The sequence below is a fragment of the Microbacterium sp. NPDC091382 genome (genome assembly GCF_044757025.1).
GTDB lineage: Bacteria > Actinomycetota > Actinomycetes > Actinomycetales > Microbacteriaceae > Microbacterium.
The window spans coordinates 26745-47035 of sequence record NZ_JBIVUD010000003.1; the positions used below are offsets into that span (position 1 = coordinate 26745).

A 20291-nucleotide genomic window follows, 5' to 3' on the forward strand; every position below is an offset into this window, starting at 1 on the left:
ATGTCGGTGGTCGAACGTAGACTCGTGGGGACATGAGCGACTCCATCAAGCCCGTCATCGTCGGCGCCGGAGCGCCCCGCCCCGCGGGCGGTTCCCGCCCCGACGAGGACCTCCTCGCCGGCCTCAACCCGCCTCAGCGCGAGGCCGTCACCCACCGGGGGCCGGCCCTGCTGATCGTCGCGGGTGCGGGCTCGGGCAAGACGAGCGTGCTCACGCGGCGCATCGCCTCGCTGCTGCGCACCCGCGAGGCCTACCCGAGCCAGATCCTGGCGATCACGTTCACCAACAAGGCCGCGGGAGAGATGCGCGAGCGCGTGCGGCAGCTCGTCGGCGACAGCGCGCAGGGCATGTGGATTTCCACCTTCCACTCCGCGTGCGTGCGCATCCTGCGCCGCGAGGCCGACCAGTTCGGCTTCACGAAGAGCTTCACGATCTACGACTCGGGCGACTCGCGCGCCCTCATCAAGCGACTCGTCAAGGAGCACGAGGGCGACTCGTTCGGCTTCACTCCCGCGGCCGTCCAGGGGCGCATCTCGAAGCTCAAGAACGAGCTCGCCGACGCCGAGTCCTACGCGCGGCAGGCGAACATGAGCGACCCCTCCGAGCGCGTCTTCGTCGACATCTTCGCGGACTATCAGCGCTCGCTGCAGAAGGCGAACGCGTTCGACTTCGACGACCTCATCGCGCAGACCGTCTATCTCTTCCGCGCGTTCCCTCACGTCGCCGATGTGTACCGCAAGAGGTTCCGGCACGTCCTCGTCGACGAGTACCAGGACACGAACCACGCGCAGTACGCGCTCATCCACGAGCTCACCCGACCCGTCGTCGGCAAGGCCGGTGATGCGTTCTCGAGCGGCGGCATGATGATCTTCGAGCCCGACGAGGCGCCCGAGGTCGACGGTGCCTCGCTCACCGTCGTCGGCGACTCCGATCAATCGATCTACGCCTTCCGCGGCGCCGACATCCGCAACATCAGCGAGTTCGAGCGCGACTTCCCCGGCGCCAAGGTCGTGCTCCTCGAGCAGAACTACCGGTCGACGCAGAACATCCTGTCCGCCGCGAACGCGGTGATCGGCCACAACTTCGACCGCAAGGACAAGAAGCTCTGGACGGACGTCGGTGACGGCGACCCGATCATCGGGTTCACCGGGTACTCGCAGCACGACGAGGCGCAGTTCGTCGCCGACGAGATCGAGGCCCTCCATCGCAAGGGTGTCGACTACTCGCAGGTCGCAGTGTTCTACCGGACGAACTCCCAGTCCCGCGCACTGGAGGAGATCTTCATCCGCTCCGCCGTCCCGTACAAGATCATGGGCGGCACGAAGTTCTACGACCGGGCCGAGATCAAGGACGCGATGGCGTACCTCATCGCGGTAGCGAACCCCGCCGACGAGATGGCTGTCCGCCGCATCCTCAACAAGCCCCGTCGCGGCATCGGAGACGTCACCGAGACCGCGATCGGCCGGTACGCGGCGTCCGAAGGCATCACCTTCCGCGACGCCCTCGCCAATGCGTCTGCCCTCGGCGTCGGGGCGAAGGTGCAGAAGGCGATCGCCGAGCTGGACGCCGTCCTCGTCGAGGCATCCGAGATCATGCTCCCGAGCTCGGGTGAGATCGCTCCGTCCACGTCGGTGACCGAGGGGCTGCGGGTTCTGCTCAACAAATCCGGATACTACGACGCGCTGCGGATGTCGAAGGATCCGCAGGACGAGGCTCGCGTCGAGAACCTCGACGAGCTCGTCGCCGTGACGCGCGAGTTCGCCCGCAACAACCCCGACGGGACGCTGCTCGACTTCCTCACCGAGGTGACGCTGGTGTCGGATGCCGATGACCTCGACGACGCCAGTGGTTCGGTCTCGCTCATGACGATGCACACCGCGAAGGGGCTCGAGTTCGACGCGGTCTTCGTCACGGGTGTCGAGGAGGACCTGATCCCGCACCGCATCTCGGCGGGGGAGCCGGGCGGTCCCCAGGAGGAGCGGCGCCTGTTCTACGTCGCGCTCACGCGTGCTCGCAAGCGACTGCACCTCTCGCTCGCGATGACCCGCGCGCAGTTCGGCGAGGTCTCCGCGGCGATGCCGAGCCGGTTCCTGCAAGAGATCCCGCACGAGCTCATCGACTGGCGGCAGTCGCCCGGCGACGTGAACTCGCGGGGCGGGACGCAGTCGCGAGCGCTCAACGGCCGCCCCGGCGGGGGCTCGCGCTTCGGCGGGTCGAGTCGGTACGGCGACGACCTCGTGCCGCTCCCGCCGCGGGAGAAGTCCGATGCGCTCGCGAAGTTCGCCAACCGCATCCCGGCCAAGATCCGCGACAACGGAGACATGGAGCTGTCGGCAGGCGACCGCATCCGTCACGACGACTTCGGCGAGGGAAAGGTCGACATGGTGACGGGCGAGGGCGCGAAGCGCGTCGCCCACGTCCGCTTCGACACGGCTGGCCCCAAGAAGCTCCTGATCAAGGTCGCGCCGATCACGAAGCTCTGAGCACAGAGCCGGTCTCACGATGTGTCAGACTGTGCCCAGCGATTCGCTGGGAATTCGCTGATAGCGCGCGACGGGGGTCGCGGGACTGGGGAAATGAATGGGCGCATCGCTGCGCCGTCGTACGGTTGCGCTCGCAGCCGGCGCGGCACTTCTGACGGGCACGATCTGGGCGCTGCCGCAGGCAGCCCTCGCCGAGGACGCGGCACCGACCGGTGCCATCTCGGGCAAGGTCACGGGCGATCAGATCGCGAAAGGCAACGGCCTCGTAACCGCCTGGCTCGACAACGGCTCGGAGTACGAGGTCTACTACGGCGAGATCGCGTCGAACGGCACGTATGCGATCACGGGACTTCCAGCCGGCACGTACCACGTAGGTTTCAACGAGCTGGGCTACGACGACGGTGAGACTGTCACCAGCTGGATGGAGTGGTACGACGACTCGCTGACCCTCGCAGACGGCAGGGGCGTGCCCGTGAGCGATGCGCCGGTCACCGACATCGACGCGAACGTCGACCAGGTCGGGAAGGTCGCCAGCAACCCGGTGATCTCCGGTTCGGCGGTCGTTGGAAACAAACTCTCGGTGTCGCGGGGCGCGTGGCCCGCGAATACCGAGCTCCAGTACGCGTGGTACGCGGGGGACGACCTCCTGCAGGAGGGAACCTCCGCCACTCTCACCCTCGGCGCGAACGCCGTGGGCAAGCGAGTCTCGGTCGATGTCTACGCCTACCTCTATCCGACGGGCACGCCGTCGGATGAGACCATCCAGTTCAAGCGCACGCTCGAGACCACACCCGTCAAGGCAGCCGCGCTCCCGTCGGGCACGCCGTCGATCAGCGGCACGGCCACGGTGGGCGCTGCCCTCTCGGCGAAGACGGGCACCTGGGCAAAGGGAACCACTTTCTCGTACCAGTGGTACGCCTCGGGTAAGAAGATCACCGGCGCCACGAAGTCGACGTACAAGGTCGGGTCCTCGCTCGTCGGGAAGAACATCACCGTCACGGTGACCGGCAAGAAAGCCGGTCACGTCACTACCTCGAAGGCGTCCAAGGCCACCGCGAAGGTCGCGCTGTCGGCGACGCCGACGATCTCAGGCAGCGCAAAGGTCGGTCAGAAGCTGACGGCCAAGCCCGGTCGATGGACCGCGGGCACGCGTCTGTCGTATCAGTGGTACGCGAACGGCATGGCGATCTCGAAGGCGACGAAGCCGACCTTCACGGTGTCGTCGAACCTGAAGGGCAAGAAGATCACGGTCAAGGTCACCGGCACGAAGTCCGGCTACGCGACGGTGAGCACCACCTCGCGCGCCACAGCCGCGGTAGCCGCCAAGCGGTGACAGCATGCGGGTCGCGCGGGGCTGAGCCCTGCGCGACCCGCGTACGCTGAGCACATGGCTCTGTTCTCCCGCCGTCCGAAGAAGAACTCCGACGGATCCGACGAGGTTCCCGTCGACGCGCAGGCGGACGTGTCCGACGTGCAGCAGGACGTGAGCGCCGCGGTCGCCGCGGAGCAGGCGGATGCCGAGGACGTGCCGTTCGTGCCGATCTCGATGTCGACCTACGGGCAGCCCGTGCCGCCGCCCGTGCAGCAGCGGCTGCCGCAGGTCGAGGAGACCGCCCCGGAGCGGACCGAGGGTCGTCCGGGCATGCCCGACAACTCCCTCCTCCTCGCCGCGCTCATGGAGGCGCCCGAAGAGCCCGACAACGCGGCGATCCTCGGGGTCACGCGCCAGGCGCTTCAAGGAACCCTGTACCTCCGCATCATGGGTGACGCACAGGCGCAGGTCGCCGCGGGAGAACCGCTGCGCCTCGCGATCTCGATCATGAACGACAAGAAATTCCTGCTCGCGTACACGGGTGCCGCTGCTCTGCAGGCGGGCTTGGGCGACGACCCGGAGGCCGCCAACACGTCGGTCCTCGGTCAGCCGGCGCAGAACGTGCTGCGGAACGTCGTCGATGCGGGCTACGACGGAATCGTCTTCGATCACGCCGGCCCCGGTCGTCGCATCATCCTCCCGACGGGCCTGATCTCGCGTGCCCTCGACCAGGCCGACCCCGACTTCACCATCAAGAACCTGCTGGCAGGGCCGCGGACCCCCGAAACGGCGCGCGCCGTGATCGATGCGCTCGTAACCCGCGGCGGGTGGATCGCGGCAGGCAGTCGTCCCGACGGCAGCATGGGCGTCGCCGAGGCGCGATCCGCCGAAGGCACCCGCTACCTGCAGGTCTTCTCGCACCCGCTCGAGATCCTCACCCTCCGTCGCGAGGATCAGCCCATGCCGCTGACCGCCGCGCAGCTGGGCGAGGCGCTCAAGAGCGAACCGGAGCTCAGCGGCTTCCTCGTCGATGCCGCGGGGCCGTGGATCCGGCTCGAGCGCGAGGACCTCGATCCGCTCATCACGATCGCCGACGCCGCGGAGACGGTCGACGCCGCCGCCGAGTCCGACGAGGACTGAGGCGGCGAGGAGCAAGCCCCTGGCCGCACCCGCGGCCCGCACCTAGGGTGGCCGCATGGCGTCGGAGCGGATCACCCTGCAGCTTCCCGGAGGCAGAGAGCTGTCGCTCTCGAGCCCCAATCGGATCGTCTTCCCCGAACCGGGGATCACGAAGCACGAGCTCGCCGAGTACGTGATCGCGGTCGCGGAACCGTTCCTCCGGGCGAACGGGCACCGACCCGTCTCGCTCGAGCGCTTTCCCGACACCGTCGATGGGGAGAGCTTCTTCTCCAAGAATCCTCCGAAGGGTGCCCCCGACTACGTCGACCAGGTGATGTGCACCTACAACAGTGGCCGGCGGCATCCGCAGGTCGTCCTCAACGAGGCCGCCGCGGTCGTCTGGGCTGTGCAGATGAACACGGTCGTCTTCCACCCGTGGGCCTCGCTGGCCGTCGATACTGACAACCCCGTCGAACTGCGCATCGACCTCGACCCGCAGCCCGGCACGGGCTTCGCCGAGGCCGCCGCCGTCGCGCCGGTCCTGCGCGAGGTGCTCCGTGAGGCGGGGCTCGAGTCCTGGCTCAAGACGAGCGGCAATCGCGGCATCCACCTCTTCTGCCCGATCGAGCCGACGCACGAGTTCCTCGACGTCCGCCATGCGGTGATAGCTGCGGGACGCGAGCTGGAGCGACGGATGCCGGAGAAGGTCACCACCAACTGGTGGAAGGAAGAGCGCGGCGAACGCATCTTCGTCGATTTCAACCAGGCCAACCGCGACCGCACGATGGCCGGCGCTTACAGCCCGCGCGCGCTCCCCGGCGCGACCGTCGCCACCCCCATCTCGTGGGACGAGCTCGCCGCCGGCGTCGATCCCGCGGCATTCACCGTGCGCACGGTGCCCGACCGCCTCGCCGCGACCGGCGACCCGTGGGAGGACCTGCAGGAATCACCCGGCCGCATCGACACGCTGCTGGAGTGGTGGCAGCGCGACCTCGAGGCGGGTCTCGGCGAACTGCCGTTCCCGCCCGAGTTCCCCAAGATGCCGGGCGAACCGCCGCGGGTGCAGCCCTCCCGCGCGAAGAGGGACTGACAGGCCTCAGCCCGCGACGACCGTGTCGACCCTCTCCTCGACGGGCGGACGGCGTCGCGCCCAGCGGGCCGGAGTGTTCGGGCCGTCCCACACCTGGATGATGCCCCATGCCGCGGCGGTGAGGGGAACAGCGAGGATGGCACCCACGATCCCGCCGAGGACGGTGCCGATCGTCAGCGCGATGAGCACGGCGAACGCGTGGAGCTTCATCGACCGACCCATGAGGAACGGCTGCAGGAAGTTGCCTTCGAGCTGGTTGACCGCGACGACGATGACGACCACCCAGATCGCCGCGACCAGACCATTGGTCACCAGGGCGACCAGCGCCGCCAGGATGCCCGCCACGGTCGCGCCGACGATCGGGATGAACGCGAGCACGAACACGAGCGCTCCGAGCGGGAGGGCGAGGGGGATCTGCAGGAAGAGCAGACCGATCGTGATGCCGATCGCGTCCACGGCCGCGACGGCCGCGGTACCGCGGAGGTAGGCGCCGAAGGTCTGGACGGCCTTGTGGCCGACGCGCACGGCGCGGTCGTAGTCCGATCCGCGGAACGGGCGGATGAGGAACTCCCAGAGCCTCGGGCCGTCCTTCAAGAAGAAGAACAGCGTCACGATCATGAGGACCAGGCCGGTGAGGAAGTTCGCCACAGCGCTCACGCCGGCGAGGGCTCCGGAACCGAACTGCGCGCTGGTGAGGAAGTCGGTCGCGTTCCCGACCCACTCGTCGATCTGCTTCTGGTCGATGTCGAACGGCAGGGACTCCGCCCAGGCGAGCACGCTCTGGAAGCCGTCCTGGGCCTTCTTGGACAGCTCGTCGAACTGGTTCTGGACGGCGTTGACCACGAGCCAGCCGATTCCGCCGAGCACGACGACGAAGGCCAGCAGGGTGAGGATCGTCGCGAACACGGAGGGGATGCCGAGACGCCGCTGCCAGGCCATGAGGGGCGCCGCCGCCGAGGCGATGATGAGGGCGAGCAGGACGGGGATGACGACGACGGTGAGCTGCAGCATCCCGAGGATGAGGGCCGTCGCGATCACCGCGACGATGATGACCTGCAGCGAGCGTGTCGCGAGGGTGCCGAAGCCGTCGGACCACATGCTCGCGGGTTTGCCGGCTGCGGCCGTGCGGACGGGCTGCCCGTCATCGAGACGCACCGATCGGGGAGATGACGAGAAGAGGCCCATGAGGCGACCCTATCGACCCGCCTCTTCGAAAGAGGACCCTTGACTCAGTCGAGCACGTCGGCCAGATCGTAGGCCGATACGGTCTCGAGCTGGTCGAATCGGCACGACGCGGCATCCCGGTCCGGGCGCCAGCGCTGGAACTGGACCGTGTGCCGGAATCGGTCGCCCTCGAGCTGGTCGTAGGCGACCTCGAGGACCCGCTCGGGGCGCAACCGCACGAAGGAGGTGTCCTTCGACGCCGTGAACCGCGACCGGTCCGATTCGCCGGTGACCGCCTCGCCGTCGTCGTCGCGGACCACGAGCGGGGCGAGCTCGTCGATGAGCTCGAGCCGGCGCGCGTTGCTCCACGCGGCCACTCCGCCCACCTGGCGGAGGTTCCCGTCGCCGTCGTACAGGCCGACGAGGAGCGATCCGACGCCCTGACCGCTCTTGTGGATGCGGTAGCCGACGGCGATGACGTCGGCGGTCCTGGCGTGCTTGATCTTGAACATCGCACGCTTGTTCGGGGCGTACGGCAGGGCGAGCGGCTTCGCGACGACGCCGTCGAGCCCGGCGCCCTCGAAATCGGCGAGCCACTTCTCGGCGAGGGCCCGATCCGTCGTCGTGCGGGTGAGGTGGATCGGATGCGGCACATCGCGCAGCAGGTCCTCGAGCTGGGCGCGGCGCTCCGAGAAGGGCTCGTCGCGCAGGTCGCGGTCGCCGCGAGCGAGCAGGTCGAAGGCGACGAACATGGCCGGCGTGGTCTCGCTGAGCATCGCGACCCGGGACGCCGCGGGGTGGATGCGCTGCGACAGCTGCTCCCACTGCAGGCGCTGCGATCCCGGTTCCCCGTCTGCGACGACGATCTCGCCGTCGAGCAGGCAGGGCTCTGGTACGACACGCGAGATCGCATCGACGAGTTCGGGGAAGTATCGGGTGAGCGGTTTCGACCCCCGCGATCCGATCTCGACGTCCGAACCGTCCCAGCCGATCAGCGCACGGAACCCGTCCCACTTCGGTTCGTACAGCAATCCACCGGCGGTTCTGGCCGGGTCGGGGACTGCGGGGACGGACTTCGCGAGCATCGGCGCGGGGATCTCGTACATGCGCCCATCCTGCCTATCCGGCATCGCCACCGGAACGGGGTTGCGGGTCAGGCGAAGGCGCTCACGCCGGTGATGTCCCGTCCGAGCAGCAGGGCCTGCACCGACTCGGTCCCCTCGTACGTGTGGATCGCCTCGATGTCGGCCATGTGCTGCATGACGCCGTTCTCGAGCAGGATGCCGTTGCCGCCCAGCAGGTCGCGCGCCGTCGCGGCGACGCGACGTGCGGCCCGGGTGTTGTGGTACTTCGCCAGCGAAGACTGCGTGGGGCGCAGTCCGCCGGATGACTCGAGATCGGCCAGGCGTCGGCAGTACAGCTGCATCGCGGTGAGGTCCTCGAGCATGTGCGCGAGACGCTCCTGCACCATCTGGAAACGGGCGAGCGGCTTGCCGAACTGCACGCGCTGCTGCGCGTACTGCAGCGCGGCCTCGTAGCAGGCGGTCGCGTGGCCGAGCGCCGACCACGCGACGCCGGAACGCGTGGCGTACAGGACGGTCGAGGCATCCTTGAACGTCCGGGTACCGGGCAGCACGGCGTCGGCGGGAACGCGGACGTCATCGAGGGCGATGTGAGCCTGATGGATGCCGCGCAGCGACGCTTTGCCGGCGATGACGGTGCCGGTGTAGCCGGGGCGGTCCTGTTCGACGAGGAAGCACCGGACGTTGCCGTGGTGCTCGTCGCCCTCGGCGTCCACTCGGGCCCAGACGAAGGTGATGCCGTCGGATGCCCCGTTGCCGATCCACTTCTTGGCGCCGCGGAGCACCCACTCGTCGCCGTCGCGTCGCGCGACGGTCTCGAGCGAGACCGAGTCCGAGCCGTGGTCCGGCTCGGTGAGGGCGAAGGCGGCCGGGACCTCGAACCGGGCGACCGGGGTCAGCCAGCGGTCCTGCTGCTCGTCGCTACCGAAGAGGGCGAGGGTGCGCAGGGCCAGCCCGCCCTGGACGGCGAGGACGGTGCCGAGCGACCCGTCGCCGCGCGAGATCTCCATGTTCACCAGGCCTGCTGCCAGCGGAGAGAAGCGCGTCAGCCGCGGGTGGTCGATGCCGTCGTTCAGCAGGTCGAGCTCGCCGAAGCGCCGGGCGATGTCGAGCGGGTACTCCGCGGCGTCCCACGCGTCCCGCATCCGATCGCCGACCTCGTCGACGAAACCCTGCGTCCGCTGCCACACCTCGCGGTCCGCGTCGGGGATGTCGGCGAAGACGGCGTAGTAGTCGGTGTCGAGACGGCCGAGCACGTCGTAGCGACCGGAGGCGCCGCCGGGCAGGGGAGTGGTCATCGCGCCAGGATACGCTCGGTTGAGATTCAGTTCCACATCGTGTGGAACGCCGTATCAGGTCAGTCGCGGAGCGCGCCGAGCCGGCGGGCGACCTCGGCGGGCGGCATCCGCCGGGGGAAGGTCGCGACGACGATGTCGTCCTCGGCCGCGCGATCGGGCTCGGGGTGCACGCCGAACCGGCGCAGGAGCTCGTCGTATGCGGTCTCGAGCACGGCGGCGGGCACGCGGGCGGACCCCCGCAGCAGACGACGCAGCACGTGGTTGTGCACCGCGGTGACGGCGGCGGCGAACGCGACGGCGTCGACGGGATCGAGCCCCGGCACCGAGCGGCGCAGATACTCGTCGAAGACCCGCTCGTAGCGGAAGACCGTCACGATCTCACGGTCGCGCAGCGACGGCACCTGCCGGACGACGGCGTACCGCAGGCGGGCGACCTCGGGGTCCGACGCGAAGTGCCGGAAGATCTGCACCGACGCCTCGCACACCGCCGCCCACGGATTCTCGTGCGTCTGGGAGAGGTACGCGCGCAGCCGGTCGAGCAGCAGCTCGTGATCGGCGAAGACGACATCGTCCTTGCCGCCGAACTGGCGGAAGAAGGTCGACCGCGACACTCCTGCCGACTGCGCGATCTGCTCGACCGAGGTCTGCTCGTAGCCGTGCTCGGCGAACAGCGCGAGCGCGGCGGCCACCACGGTGCTGCCCGTCGGGCGGAGGTCGTCGGCCATGGAGGGAAGCCTAGTGCGCACCCTGTTCTGTCAAGGCCCGTGTTCCGGCGTCCGTGCTCCCCTTGACTCGACAGATGTCCTCCCTGTGGAAGCAGCACCCGTCCGAGACCGCCGGCACTCCCTTCGAGCCCGATGCACGTCACGAGGTGGTCGTGATCGGTGCAGGGCTCACCGGTCTGGCCACCGCCTACGAACTGGCGCGGTCCGGTGTCGACGTCGCCCTCCTGGAACGCGGAGGCATCGGCGAGCTCGCCTCCGGGTCCAACACGGGCAAGGTGTCGCTGTTGCAGGGCACGACGCTCTCGTCGCTGCGATCGGGGCACCCGGCATCCCTGGTCCGCGCCTATGTCGACGCGAACCGGGACGGGCTCGCGTGGATGACCGACACCGCGGCGCACCTCGGCGTGCCGCTGACCGCCCGCACGGCCTACACCTACGCGCAGGGCGACGAGGGCAAGCGATCCGTGGTGGAGGAGTACGACGCCGCTCGCGAAGCAGGGCTCGCGGTGCGCCTCGTGGAGGAGGAGGAGCTGCGCGCCGCCGCCGTTCCGATGACCGCCGCCGTCGCGCTCGACGATCAGCGGGCGATCGACCCGATGCGCATGCTCGCGGCGCTCGCCGACGCGTTCGTCGCCGCCGGCGGCACCCTCCACCTCGGCGTCGAGGTCAGCGGGGTGAAGGTCTTCCCCGAGCCCCGCGTCGAGACCGATCGGGGAACGATGTTCGGAGCCCGCGTCGTGGTGGCCACCGGCATCCCGATCCTCGACCGCGGTCTCTACTGGGCCAAGGTGAGCGGGATGCGGTCGGCCTGCGTCTCGTTCACCCTCACCGCACCGCTGCCGGACGGCATGTACCTCTCGGCTGACGAACCGACGCGTTCGGTGCGCACGGTCCTCCCCGAGGACGGCCCCGCCGACGTCGCGCAGATCGTCGTCGGAGGTGCGGGGCACCCGGTCGGGCGGGCCGTGTCCGAACGGACGATGCTCGACGACCTGTCGCGGTGGGCGCAGCAGACCCTGCCGGTGGGTGAGGAGACGCACCGCTGGTCGGCGCAGGACTACACGTCCCACAACCGCATCCCGTTCATCGGCGCGATGCCCCGGTCGCTGGGGCGCGTCCGGTTCGCAACCGGCTACGCGAAGTGGGGACTGACGAACGCGCCCGCGGCAGCGCTGCGCATCGTCAGCGAGCTGCGCGGCGAGAGGAGGAGCGAACGTCCGCGGTGGATGACGCAGATCGGGACGCGCCTCACGATGCCCGCCGACGTCGCCCAGGGGGCGGTCGAGAACGCCAAGGTCGGTCTCGCCGCCGCGAAGGGGTGGGTGGAAGCCGAGGCCGAGGCCGTGCCCGTGTCGCAGCCGGCCGAGGGCCAGGGCGTCGTCGCGCAGCGCGCCGGGCGCCCGGTCGCGATCTCGACCACCGACGGCGAGACCCGGGCGGTGAGCGCCGTGTGTCCGCACCTCGGCGGGATCCTGGAGTGGAACGACCTCGAGTGCACGTGGGACTGCCCGCTGCACGCGTCGCGCTTCACGGCGTCCGGCGACCGCATCGAAGGCCCCGCGACGAGAGGCCTTCGACCGGTCGACTGACTCAGGATGCCGCCGCGATCACGCCCGTGATGATGAGCGTCACCAGGGTCGTCCACAGCGCGATCGCCGTTGCCTGCCAGAACAGCACCGTCCGGGTGGGGACGCCCGTGCCCTTGAGCGCTGCGGCCGTGAACTGCGTCGGGAGGATGAGGGGTCCGAGCAGGCTGACGCCGGGCGTCCCATAGCGGTGGTACGCCTTCTGGAACTTCTCGGACCGTGCCGACGGCGTCTTCTCCGCCGCCCCCGCGCGGGAGGTCACGGCGGTGCGCACACGAGCGGTCGCGAGCACGACGATCGCGACGCAGATGAAGTTGCCGGCAGCCCCCGCGATCGCGGCGATGACGGGGTGGATGCCGCCGACGACACCGATCGCGGCGGCACCCTCGCCCTCGATGAAGGGGACGGCGCCGGCGAGTGCGACGACGAGCGGCTGGACGAGGTCGGGCATCTGCGCCACCAGGTCCTGGAAGCCGGCGACGAGGTCGGAGACGGGGTTCGACATGGTGTCCTCTCGGAGTCGGCGATCGGATCTCGTATCGCCGTGACCCCAGTCCACCGCCCGGGGCCCGAGCGCGGCAGTGTCGTCGGGTCACCTTCCGGCGGGAGGTCCTGCGCGTCGAGGGGTGACATTCGTCATGGACGTACTGTGGCCGTGTGACCACGCCCGACCCGACTCCGACGCGAACCGCCGCATCGCTCGCGCGCGGCGTCGCGGCGACGGGGTGGTACATCGCCACGTCGATGGTGTTCTTCCTGCTCGGCACCCTGGTCGTGTGGGGACTCGTCGTGCTCGTCGCCCGTGAGGGGTGGCGCAGCCCCGTCGCCCTCGTCGCCTTCGTCGGTTCGGCGGTCGTCGTCCTGGCGGCGACGGTCCTGCTCCTCACCCGGTATCGCCGAGACGGCGACCTCGACGACGGCGACCGCCCATCCTGGCGGCGCCGGTTCCTCTCGCTCCCGGTCGTCGCGGCGGTCCTCGCCTCAGTGGTTCTCGGCGTCGTGGCGGGCTCGGCGCTCCTCGGTGCCGCGCTGGTGGGAGCCACCCTCTGCCTGATCCGCTGGGGCCCCGGCATCCGGTGGCGCGGCGTCGTGCTGCTCGAGATCGCCCTCGTCGTGCTGTGGGTGGCCGAGCAGACCGCCTCGACGTCGCGAAGCGACGCCTTCGTGCTCGTGTTCTTCGCCGTCGCGCTCCCGATGACGCAGGCGCTCTCGCTCTGGTCGTGGGACGTCGTCCTCGAACTCGACCGCGCCCGCCGCACCGAAGCGCGCCTCGCCGCCGTCCAGGAGCGTCTCCGCCTCGCCGGGGAGCTCCACGACCTGCAAGGGCACCATCTGCAGGTCATCGCCCTGCAGCTCGAACTCGCCGAGCGCATGATCGGGCGGGACCCGGATGCCGCCGCCCGCCAGATCGCGCTGGCCCGGACCTCCGTCGACGAGGCGCGCGACGGCACGCGCGCGCTCGCCGGACGCTTCCGCGGTGTGCCCTTGCCCGACGAGCTCGCCAACGCGGCGGATCTGCTGCGGGCGGCCGGAGTGTCGGTCACGCTCGACGTCGCGAGGGATGCGGCATCCGCTCCCGCCGACCTGCTGGGGCCGGTGATCCGCGAGTGCACCACCAACGTGCTCAAGCACGGCGGCGGTCGGTGGGCGCGGCTCGGACTCGCGAGAACCGGCGACGCGTGGCGACTGACGATGGTGAACGATCCGGGGCCGGGCTCGGCTATCGGCTCGGGAGCGGGTCTCGAGGGGATCGCACACCGCGTCGGCGTGGCCGGCGGTGACGTCGCGTCGAGCCGGGACGAAGAGCGGTTCGAGCTCGTGGTGACCCTGCCGGTCGACAGGAGTGCCGCATGATCCGCGTGCTGATCGCCGACGACGAGGACATGATCCGCACGGCGCTGGCCGCCCTGCTCGGGCTCGAGGACGACCTCGAGGTGGTCGCGGAGTGCGCCGACGGCGAAGCTGCCGTCGCCCGCGCGTTGGAGCTGCGCCCGGACGTCTGTCTGCTCGATCTCGAGATGCCCGGGATCGACGGCGTCGAGGCCGCCGCCCGCATCCGTCAGCGCGTCCCGGCGCGCTGCGTGGTCGTCACCCGTCACGCCCGCCCCGGCGTCCTACGTCGCGCGCTGAGCGCCGGTGTCGACGGGTTCGTCCCGAAGTCCCGACCCGCGGGCGACGTGGCCGCGGTGATACGCGAGGTCGCGGCAGGGCGTCGATACGTCGATCCCGAGATCGCGGCCGACGCTCTGAGCGACGAACGCTCGCCCCTGACCGGCCGCGAGCTCGATGTGCTGCGCGCGGGTGCCCGGGGAGAGACGATCGCCGACATCGCGGCATCCCTCCACCTGTCGGCGGGAACCGTCCGCAACCACGTGTCGTCCATCCTCGGCAAGCTCGGACTCGCGACGCGCCAGCAGGCGGCGATCACGGCACGCGAACGCGGCTGGATCTGACGGATGCCGCACGAAGAGCCCCTCGACGGCGGCAACGCCAGCGGCGCCGTCGTGCGCATCGGCGACACCGTCCGCAAGCCCTGGGCGGCGTCGACGTCGAGCGTCGTCGCATACGTGTCCGCCCTGCGCGTCGCCGGGGTCGAGGCGCCGGAGCCGCGCGGCCGCGACGAGGCGGGACGCCAGGTGATCGAGTACGTGCCCGGGGAGCTCGCGATCGAGCGCGGCCCGATGTCCCCGGCCGAGCTGACTCGCGTGGGGAAGATGGTGCGGAAGATCCACGACGCCAGCGTCGGGTACCTCGTGCCCGACGGGAGCGTCTGGGAGACCGCGATCGCCGCGCCCGGGGCGGAGCTCGTCTGCCACAACGACCTCGCACCGTGGAACCTCGTGGTGGGGGAGCGCTGGGTCTTCATCGACTGGGATGCCGCAGCTCCCAGCACGCGTCTGTGGGACCTCGCCTACGCCGCGCAGTCCTTCGCCCTGAACGACACGTCGGTCGCGGCGGACGAGGCGGCCCGGGGAGTGGCCGCCCTCGTCGACGGGTACGGCGCCGACGCCGAGCTCCGGCGTGCGCTGCCGGACGCGATGGTCGAGCGCACGGCGGCGATGCACGACCTGCTGCGCCGGTCCCGCGACATCGGCGTCGAGCCGTGGGCGTCGATGTTCGTGCACGGGCACGGGGAGCACTGGCGGAACGTCACGGCCTACGTCGAGCATCACCGGGACGCCTGGGCAGCCGCACTGCGGACGTGAGCCGACCCCCGCCGGACGAGGGGGCCGCGCGGGGCACTCAGGCGCGGGTAGTAGGCTTTTCGACCGGGCGATCTCTCGACATCGAGATAATTCCGCGCCCGTCACCCCCACCGTCGCCCAGCGAAGGATTGCAGTGGACCTTTACGAGTACCAGGCACGAGACCTGTTCGAGAAGTACGAGGTGCCGGTGCTCGCCGGCATCATCGCCGACACCCCTGAGGAGGCGAAGGCGGCTGCCGAGAAGATCGGCGGCGTCGTCGTCGTCAAGGCTCAGGTCAAGACCGGAGGTCGCGGCAAGGCCGGCGGCGTCAAGGTCGCCAAGACCCCCGACGAGGCTTACGCGGCAGCCGAAGCCATCCTCGGCCTCGACATCAAGGGCCACGTCGTCCAGCGCGTCATGGTCGCCCAGGGTGCCGACATCGCCGAGGAGTTCTACTTCTCGGTGCTGCTCGACCGCTCGAACCGTTCGTACCTGAGCCTGTGCTCGGTCGAGGGCGGCATGGAGATCGAAGAGCTCGCCGTCGAGCGTCCCGAGGCGCTCGCGCGCATCGAGGTCGACCCGCTGCAGGGCATCGACAAGGCCAAGGCCGTCGAGATCGCGAAGGCAGCGAACTTCCCCGAGGACCTCGTCGAGAAGGTCTCGGACGTATTCGTGAAGCTCTTCGACGTCTACAAGGGCGAGGGCGCCACCCTGGTCGAGGTGAACCCGCTCGTCCGCACGGGCGCCGGTGACATCGTCGCCCTCGACGGCAAGGTCTCGCTCGACGACAACGCCAGCGAGGTGCGTCACCCCGAGCACGAAGAGCTCGAGGACAAGGGTGCCGCAGACCCGCTCGAGGCGAAGGCGAAGGCATCCGGCCTCAACTACGTCAAGCTCGACGGTCAGGTCGGCATCATCGGCAACGGCGCCGGCCTGGTCATGTCTACCCTCGACGTCGTCGCGTACGCCGGCGAGAACCACGGCGGCGTCAAGCCCGCCAACTTCCTCGACATCGGCGGCGGCGCGAACGCGCAGGTCATGGCCTCCGGCCTCGACGTCATCCTCGGCGACGAGCAGGTCAAGAGCGTCTTCGTCAACGTCTTCGGCGGCATCACGTCGTGCGTCGCGGTCGCCGAGGGCATCGTGAAGGCCCTCGAGATCCTGGGCGACGCGGCCACCAAGCCGCTCGTCGTCCGTCTCGACGGCAACCAGGTCGAAGAGGGTCGCGCGATCCTCGCCGAGGCGAACCACCCGCTCGTCACCCTCGCCGCCGGTATGGACGAGGGCGCCGACAAGGCCGCCGAGCTGGCGAACGCCTGAGACGCGCCGAGACTACTGAGATACAGGGACCACAGACATGTCTATCTACCTCAACAAGGACTCCAAGGTCATCGTCCAGGGCATCACCGGTGGTGAGGGCACCAAGCACACCGCCCTCATGCTGAAGGCCGGGACGAACGTCGTCGGCGGCGTCAACGCCCGCAAGGCCGGCACGACCGTCACCCACGAGAAGCCGCACGAGGGCGAGGTCGAACTCCCCGTCTTCGGCTCGGTCGCCGAGGCGATCGAGAAGACCGGCGCCGACGTCTCCATCGCGTTCGTGCCGCCCGCCTTCACGAAGGACGCCATGATCGAGGCGATCGACGCCGAGATCCCGCTGCTCGTCGTCATCACCGAGGGCGTTCCCGTCGGTGACACCGCCGAGGCCTGGGCCTACGCGAAGAGCAAGGGGAACAAGACCCGCATCATCGGGCCGAACTGCCCCGGCATCATCACCCCGGGTGAGGCACTCGTCGGCATCACGCCCGCGAACATCACCGGCAAAGGCCCGATCGGCCTCGTCTCGAAGTCGGGCACCCTGACCTACCAGATGATGTTCGAGCTCCGCGATCTCGGCTTCTCGACGGCCATCGGCATCGGTGGCGACCCGGTCATCGGCACGACGCACATCGACGCCCTCGAGGCGTTCGAGGCCGACCCCGAGACCAAGGCCATCGTCATGATCGGCGAGATCGGCGGCGACGCCGAGGAGCGCGCGGCCGACTACATCAAGGCGCACGTGACGAAGCCGGTCGTCGGCTACGTCGCCGGCTTCACCGCTCCCGAGGGCAAGACGATGGGCCACGCCGGCGCCATCGTCTCGGGCTCGGCGGGCACCGCGCAGGCCAAGAAGGAGGCCCTCGAGGCCGCCGGTGTCAAGGTCGGGAAGACCCCGTCCGAGACCGCCGACCTGATGCGCGCGATCATCGAGGCGCTCTAAGCCACACGAACGAAGGGGCGGATGCGAGCGGCATCCGCCCCTTCGTCGTTCCCGGCGCGTCGCCACAACGGCCGAGGTCCCGATCCGGCTGGGGACGCGCGGGGCGTATCCGGCCCGATCGGGACCTCGGGGCGGCGAGCGGGGTCAGGCGCCGATGAGCGCCTCGATCGGTCCGCGGGCGAAGTAGATCACGAACCCGACGGCGACGACCCACAGCAGCCAGTGGACCTGCTTGGCCTTGCGGGCGAAGACGTTCACGACGACCCAGCTGATGAAGCCGGCGCCGATGCCGTTGGCGATCGAGTACGTCAGCGGCATGACGGTCGCCGTGAGGAAAACCGGCAGCAGGACGCTGAAGTCGCTCAGGTCGATGTTCTTGATCTGCGCGAGCATCAGGGCGCCGACGAGCACGAGCGCCGCCGCGGCGACGTAGCCGGGGACGATCGAGGTGAGCGGCGTGAAGAACATCGCCAGCAGGAACAGCACACCCGTCACGACGTTCGCGAGGCCCGTGCGGGCACCCTCGCCGATACCCGAACCGGACTCGACGAAGACGGTCGCCGACGACGACGAGGTCGCACCACCGGCGATCGCGCCCACGCCCTCGACGATGAGCGCCGACCTGATGCGGGGGAAGTCGCCCTTGTCGTTCGCGAGGCCGGACTCCTTCGCGAGGCCCGTCATGGTGCCCATCGCATCGAAGAAATTCGAGAAGACGAGGGTGAAGACGATCATGACGACCGACACGATGCCGACCTTCGCCCAGTCGAAGCCGAAGTCGATCCTGCCGACGAGACCGAAGTCGGGGAGGGCGACGATCTGCAGCCCGCTGACCTTCAGGCCGAGGGCGGTCGGCCAGATGGCGTTGACGATGTAGCTGATGACCGTGCCGCCGACGAGGCCGATGAGGAGCGCGCCCTTGACGCGGAGGGCCATCAGGATGCCGGAGAGGAAGAGCGTGACGATGAACATCACCGTGCTGATCGTCGTGATCGAGCCGCCCACGCCGAGGTCGAGCGGGGGAGAGGCATTGCCGGTCGTGGTGACGAAGCCCGCGTTGACGAAGCCGATGAAGGCGATGAACAGGCCGATGCCGACCGTGATCGCGAGCTTCAGCTGCACGGGCACGGCGTCGAAGATCATCTTCCGGAGGCCGGTGGCCGCAAGCAGGACGATGATCAGACCGTTGATGACGACGAGCGCCATGGCCTCGCCCCACGTGACCTGGCCGACGACCGAGAAGGCGAGGAACGCGTTGATGCCGAGCCCGGCCGCGAATGCGAACGGCAGTCGCGTGACGAGACCGAAGAGGATCGTCATGACGCCGGCGGTCAGGGCCGTGGAGGTCGCCACGGCGGTGCCGGGCAGGGTCACGCCGTCGACGTCGGGGGTCGACAGGATTATCGGGTTCAGGATGACGATGTAGGCCATCGTCACGAAGGTGACGATGCCGCCGCGGATCTCCGTGCCGAGAGTGGAGCCACGGCCGGTGATGTCGAAGTAGCGGTCGAGGAACGAGGTGGATGCCGGGGCTGCGGCACCGCGGGACGCGCGGGAAGTCGTGCTGTTCACCCTCCGAGGGTAGTGGGTGCTCGCGCGCCCGGTGCGGGAGCCGGGGGAGGGGGTCCGGCGCGGGTAAGGTCGGTTCGTTGTGAATCGCCTGCTCGTCTCCCTCCTCGCCGCCGTCGACGCCCTCGTGACCGTCGCGGTCGGCGTCGGCATCGTGCTCGCGCCCGTCACGCTCGTGTGGGTGTTCGGGATCAGCGGGGATGCCGACTGGGCGGCGCTCTGGCCCGCGGGCGCGACGATCTGGCAGCTGGGCCACTTCGCCCCGGTGGCGGTGTCGCTCCCGGCCGAACTGGTCGTCCTCGCGGGGCTCCCCGCCAAGGGGGCCGACTTCGCGGTCTCGCTCGCCCCGACCGCACTGGCCGCCGTCACCGCGTTCTCGGCGTGGCGCTCCGGCGCACGCGCCGCCCGCGCCGGCGCGTGGCTGACGGGCGTCCTCGCCGGAACGGTCACGGTGGCGCTCCTCGCGACGGTCATCGCCCTCACCGGACACGCCGACGTCGCGTCCGTGGACCTCCTTCCGGCCGTTCTCGGACCTGTGCTCGTCTTCGCCGTCCCCGCTCTTCTGGGGGCGATCGTCCGCGCGTGGAGCGACGGCGACGACGGGATCGTCGACGCCGTGTCGGAACGACTCCCCGACGACGTCCAGAACGCCGTCGACGCGGGCGTCCGCGGCGTGGCGATCGCCGTCGCGGGAATCGTCGGAATCGGCGCTCTCATCCTCGGCGTCCTCTTCTTCGCCCGTGGCGGTGAGGTCATCGCCCTGACGCAGGCGGCGCAGACCGACCTGATCGGCGTGGTCGTCCTCGCGCTCGGCAGCATCCTCTACCTGCCCACCCTCGTCCTCTGGTTCGCGGGTTTCGCCGTCGGACCGGGCTTCGCGGTCGGAACCGGCACAGCGGTGTCGCCGGCCGGCACGAGTCTGGGAGTCGTGCCGGGCATCCCCGTCCTCGGCATCGTCCCGGATTCGACGTCGCCGTGGCTGCTGCTGCTGGCTCTGGTCGTGGTCGGCTCGGGCGCCCTCGCCGGCGCCGTCTCGCGCGGATCGCTCCTGGTGGGTTCGACGACGGATGCCGAGCCGCTGCGTCCGCGCGCCGTCGCCCTCTCGGTCCTCGTGATCGGCACCGGCATCGTGGTCGCCGTCCTCTCATGGGCCGCACGGGGGGCGATCGGCCCGGGACGGCTCGCGCAGGTGGGCCCCGAGCCGTGGTCCGTGGCACTCCTCGCTGCCGTGGAGGTCGGTGTCGGCGCCGCTGTCGTGCTGTTCTCGCCTCGGGGCGACGACGCCGACGAGCACGGCCATCGCACGGCGGCGGACGTCCCGCGGGAGGCGCCGGCACCGGCGCCCGCCGCGGCACCCCGCCGAGAGCCCGCCGCCGCGGCGTCGCCCGATGAGTTCCCCACGACCCCGCTAGACTGA

At 70.0% G+C, this 20291-nt stretch carries 17 protein-coding genes; 11 read left to right on the forward strand and 6 right to left on the reverse strand.

Annotated elements, in window-relative coordinates; genetic code table 11:
* The first annotated feature begins 32 nt into the window (after positions 1-32).
* From ACIQLK_RS11605 to ligD, 4 genes are all read left to right on the forward strand, one after another.
* Positions 33-2483 carry an ATP-dependent helicase gene (locus tag ACIQLK_RS11605; RefSeq protein ID WP_400364953.1) on the forward strand — a complete coding sequence of 817 codons (2451 nt, stop codon included), beginning with the start codon at positions 33-35 and terminating at the stop codon, positions 2481-2483.
* Between the two features lie 97 nt (positions 2484-2580).
* Positions 2581-3816 (forward strand): hypothetical protein, encoded by a 1236-nt coding sequence (locus ACIQLK_RS11610; RefSeq protein ID WP_400364954.1) that lies wholly within the window; start codon positions 2581-2583, stop codon positions 3814-3816.
* A 54-nt stretch (positions 3817-3870) separates the two neighbouring features.
* Positions 3871-4935, forward strand: a complete 1065-nt coding sequence (locus ACIQLK_RS11615; protein ID WP_400364955.1) for a hypothetical protein — start codon at positions 3871-3873, stop codon at positions 4933-4935.
* Between the two features lie 55 nt (positions 4936-4990).
* The gene (gene ligD / locus ACIQLK_RS11620) at positions 4991-6004 is read left to right on the forward strand and encodes a non-homologous end-joining DNA ligase (RefSeq protein WP_400364956.1); all 1014 of its coding nucleotides are present in this window, start codon (positions 4991-4993) and stop codon (positions 6002-6004) included.
* Positions 6005-6010: 6 nt separating this feature from the next.
* On the opposite strand, the gene ACIQLK_RS11625 is transcribed toward ligD, so the two are convergent.
* Genes ACIQLK_RS11625 through ACIQLK_RS11640 form a run of 4 tightly spaced genes read right to left on the reverse strand, consistent with a single transcriptional unit; the run spans position 6011 to position 10273 of the window.
* Positions 6011-7189: an AI-2E family transporter gene (locus ACIQLK_RS11625; RefSeq protein WP_400364957.1), complete on the reverse strand. Its 1179-nt coding sequence runs from the start codon at positions 7187-7189 to the stop codon at positions 6011-6013.
* A gap of 44 nt (positions 7190-7233) precedes the next feature.
* Entirely contained in the window at positions 7234-8274 is a 1041-nt protein-coding gene (locus tag ACIQLK_RS11630; RefSeq protein ID WP_400364958.1) for an ATP-dependent DNA ligase, read from the reverse strand.
* Positions 8275-8321: 47 nt separating this feature from the next.
* A complete protein-coding gene (locus ACIQLK_RS11635) occupies positions 8322-9548 on the reverse strand; it encodes an acyl-CoA dehydrogenase family protein (protein WP_400364959.1) in 1227 nt (408 codons plus the stop codon).
* A gap of 59 nt (positions 9549-9607) precedes the next feature.
* Positions 9608-10273 carry a TetR/AcrR family transcriptional regulator gene (locus tag ACIQLK_RS11640; RefSeq protein ID WP_400364960.1) on the reverse strand — a complete coding sequence of 222 codons (666 nt, stop codon included), beginning with the start codon at positions 10271-10273 and terminating at the stop codon, positions 9608-9610.
* Positions 10274-10347: 74 nt separating this feature from the next.
* Here ACIQLK_RS11640 and ACIQLK_RS11645 point away from each other — a divergent pair, with 74 nt between their 5' ends.
* Positions 10348-11862: an FAD-dependent oxidoreductase gene (locus ACIQLK_RS11645; protein WP_400364961.1), complete on the forward strand. Its 1515-nt coding sequence runs from the start codon at positions 10348-10350 to the stop codon at positions 11860-11862.
* A gap of 1 nt (position 11863) precedes the next feature.
* Here the strand turns inward: ACIQLK_RS11645 and ACIQLK_RS11650 are convergent, their stop codons facing one another.
* A complete protein-coding gene (locus ACIQLK_RS11650) occupies positions 11864-12364 on the reverse strand; it encodes a small multidrug efflux protein (RefSeq protein WP_400364962.1) in 501 nt (166 codons plus the stop codon).
* 152 nt (positions 12365-12516) lie between these two features.
* On the opposite strand from ACIQLK_RS11650, the gene ACIQLK_RS11655 reads away from it, so the two are divergent.
* The 5 genes from ACIQLK_RS11655 (at position 12517) to sucD (ending at position 17305) form a co-directional block, all read left to right on the forward strand.
* Positions 12517-13713: a sensor histidine kinase gene (locus ACIQLK_RS11655; RefSeq protein ID WP_400364963.1), complete on the forward strand. Its 1197-nt coding sequence runs from the start codon at positions 12517-12519 to the stop codon at positions 13711-13713.
* Entirely contained in the window at positions 13710-14312 is a 603-nt protein-coding gene (locus tag ACIQLK_RS11660; RefSeq protein WP_400364964.1) for a response regulator, read from the forward strand. The genes ACIQLK_RS11655 and ACIQLK_RS11660 overlap by 4 nt, the downstream gene beginning before the upstream one ends.
* Before the next feature lie 3 nt (positions 14313-14315).
* The gene (locus ACIQLK_RS11665; protein ID WP_400364965.1) at positions 14316-15065 is read left to right on the forward strand and encodes a phosphotransferase; all 750 of its coding nucleotides are present in this window, start codon (positions 14316-14318) and stop codon (positions 15063-15065) included.
* Positions 15066-15198: 133 nt separating this feature from the next.
* Positions 15199-16365, forward strand: a complete 1167-nt coding sequence (gene sucC, locus ACIQLK_RS11670; RefSeq protein ID WP_400364966.1) for an ADP-forming succinate--CoA ligase subunit beta — start codon at positions 15199-15201, stop codon at positions 16363-16365.
* Positions 16366-16402: 37 nt separating this feature from the next.
* Positions 16403-17305, forward strand: a complete 903-nt coding sequence (gene sucD, locus ACIQLK_RS11675) for a succinate--CoA ligase subunit alpha (RefSeq protein WP_018188891.1) — start codon at positions 16403-16405, stop codon at positions 17303-17305.
* Between the two features lie 144 nt (positions 17306-17449).
* Here the strand turns inward: sucD and ACIQLK_RS11680 are convergent, their stop codons facing one another.
* Positions 17450-18877 carry an NCS2 family permease gene (locus ACIQLK_RS11680; protein ID WP_400364967.1) on the reverse strand — a complete coding sequence of 476 codons (1428 nt, stop codon included), beginning with the start codon at positions 18875-18877 and terminating at the stop codon, positions 17450-17452.
* 79 nt (positions 18878-18956) lie between these two features.
* Between ACIQLK_RS11680 and ACIQLK_RS11685 the strand changes: the two genes are divergently transcribed.
* Complete coding sequence (locus ACIQLK_RS11685; protein WP_400364968.1) at positions 18957-20291, forward strand: DUF6350 family protein; 1335 nt, start codon at positions 18957-18959, stop codon at positions 20289-20291.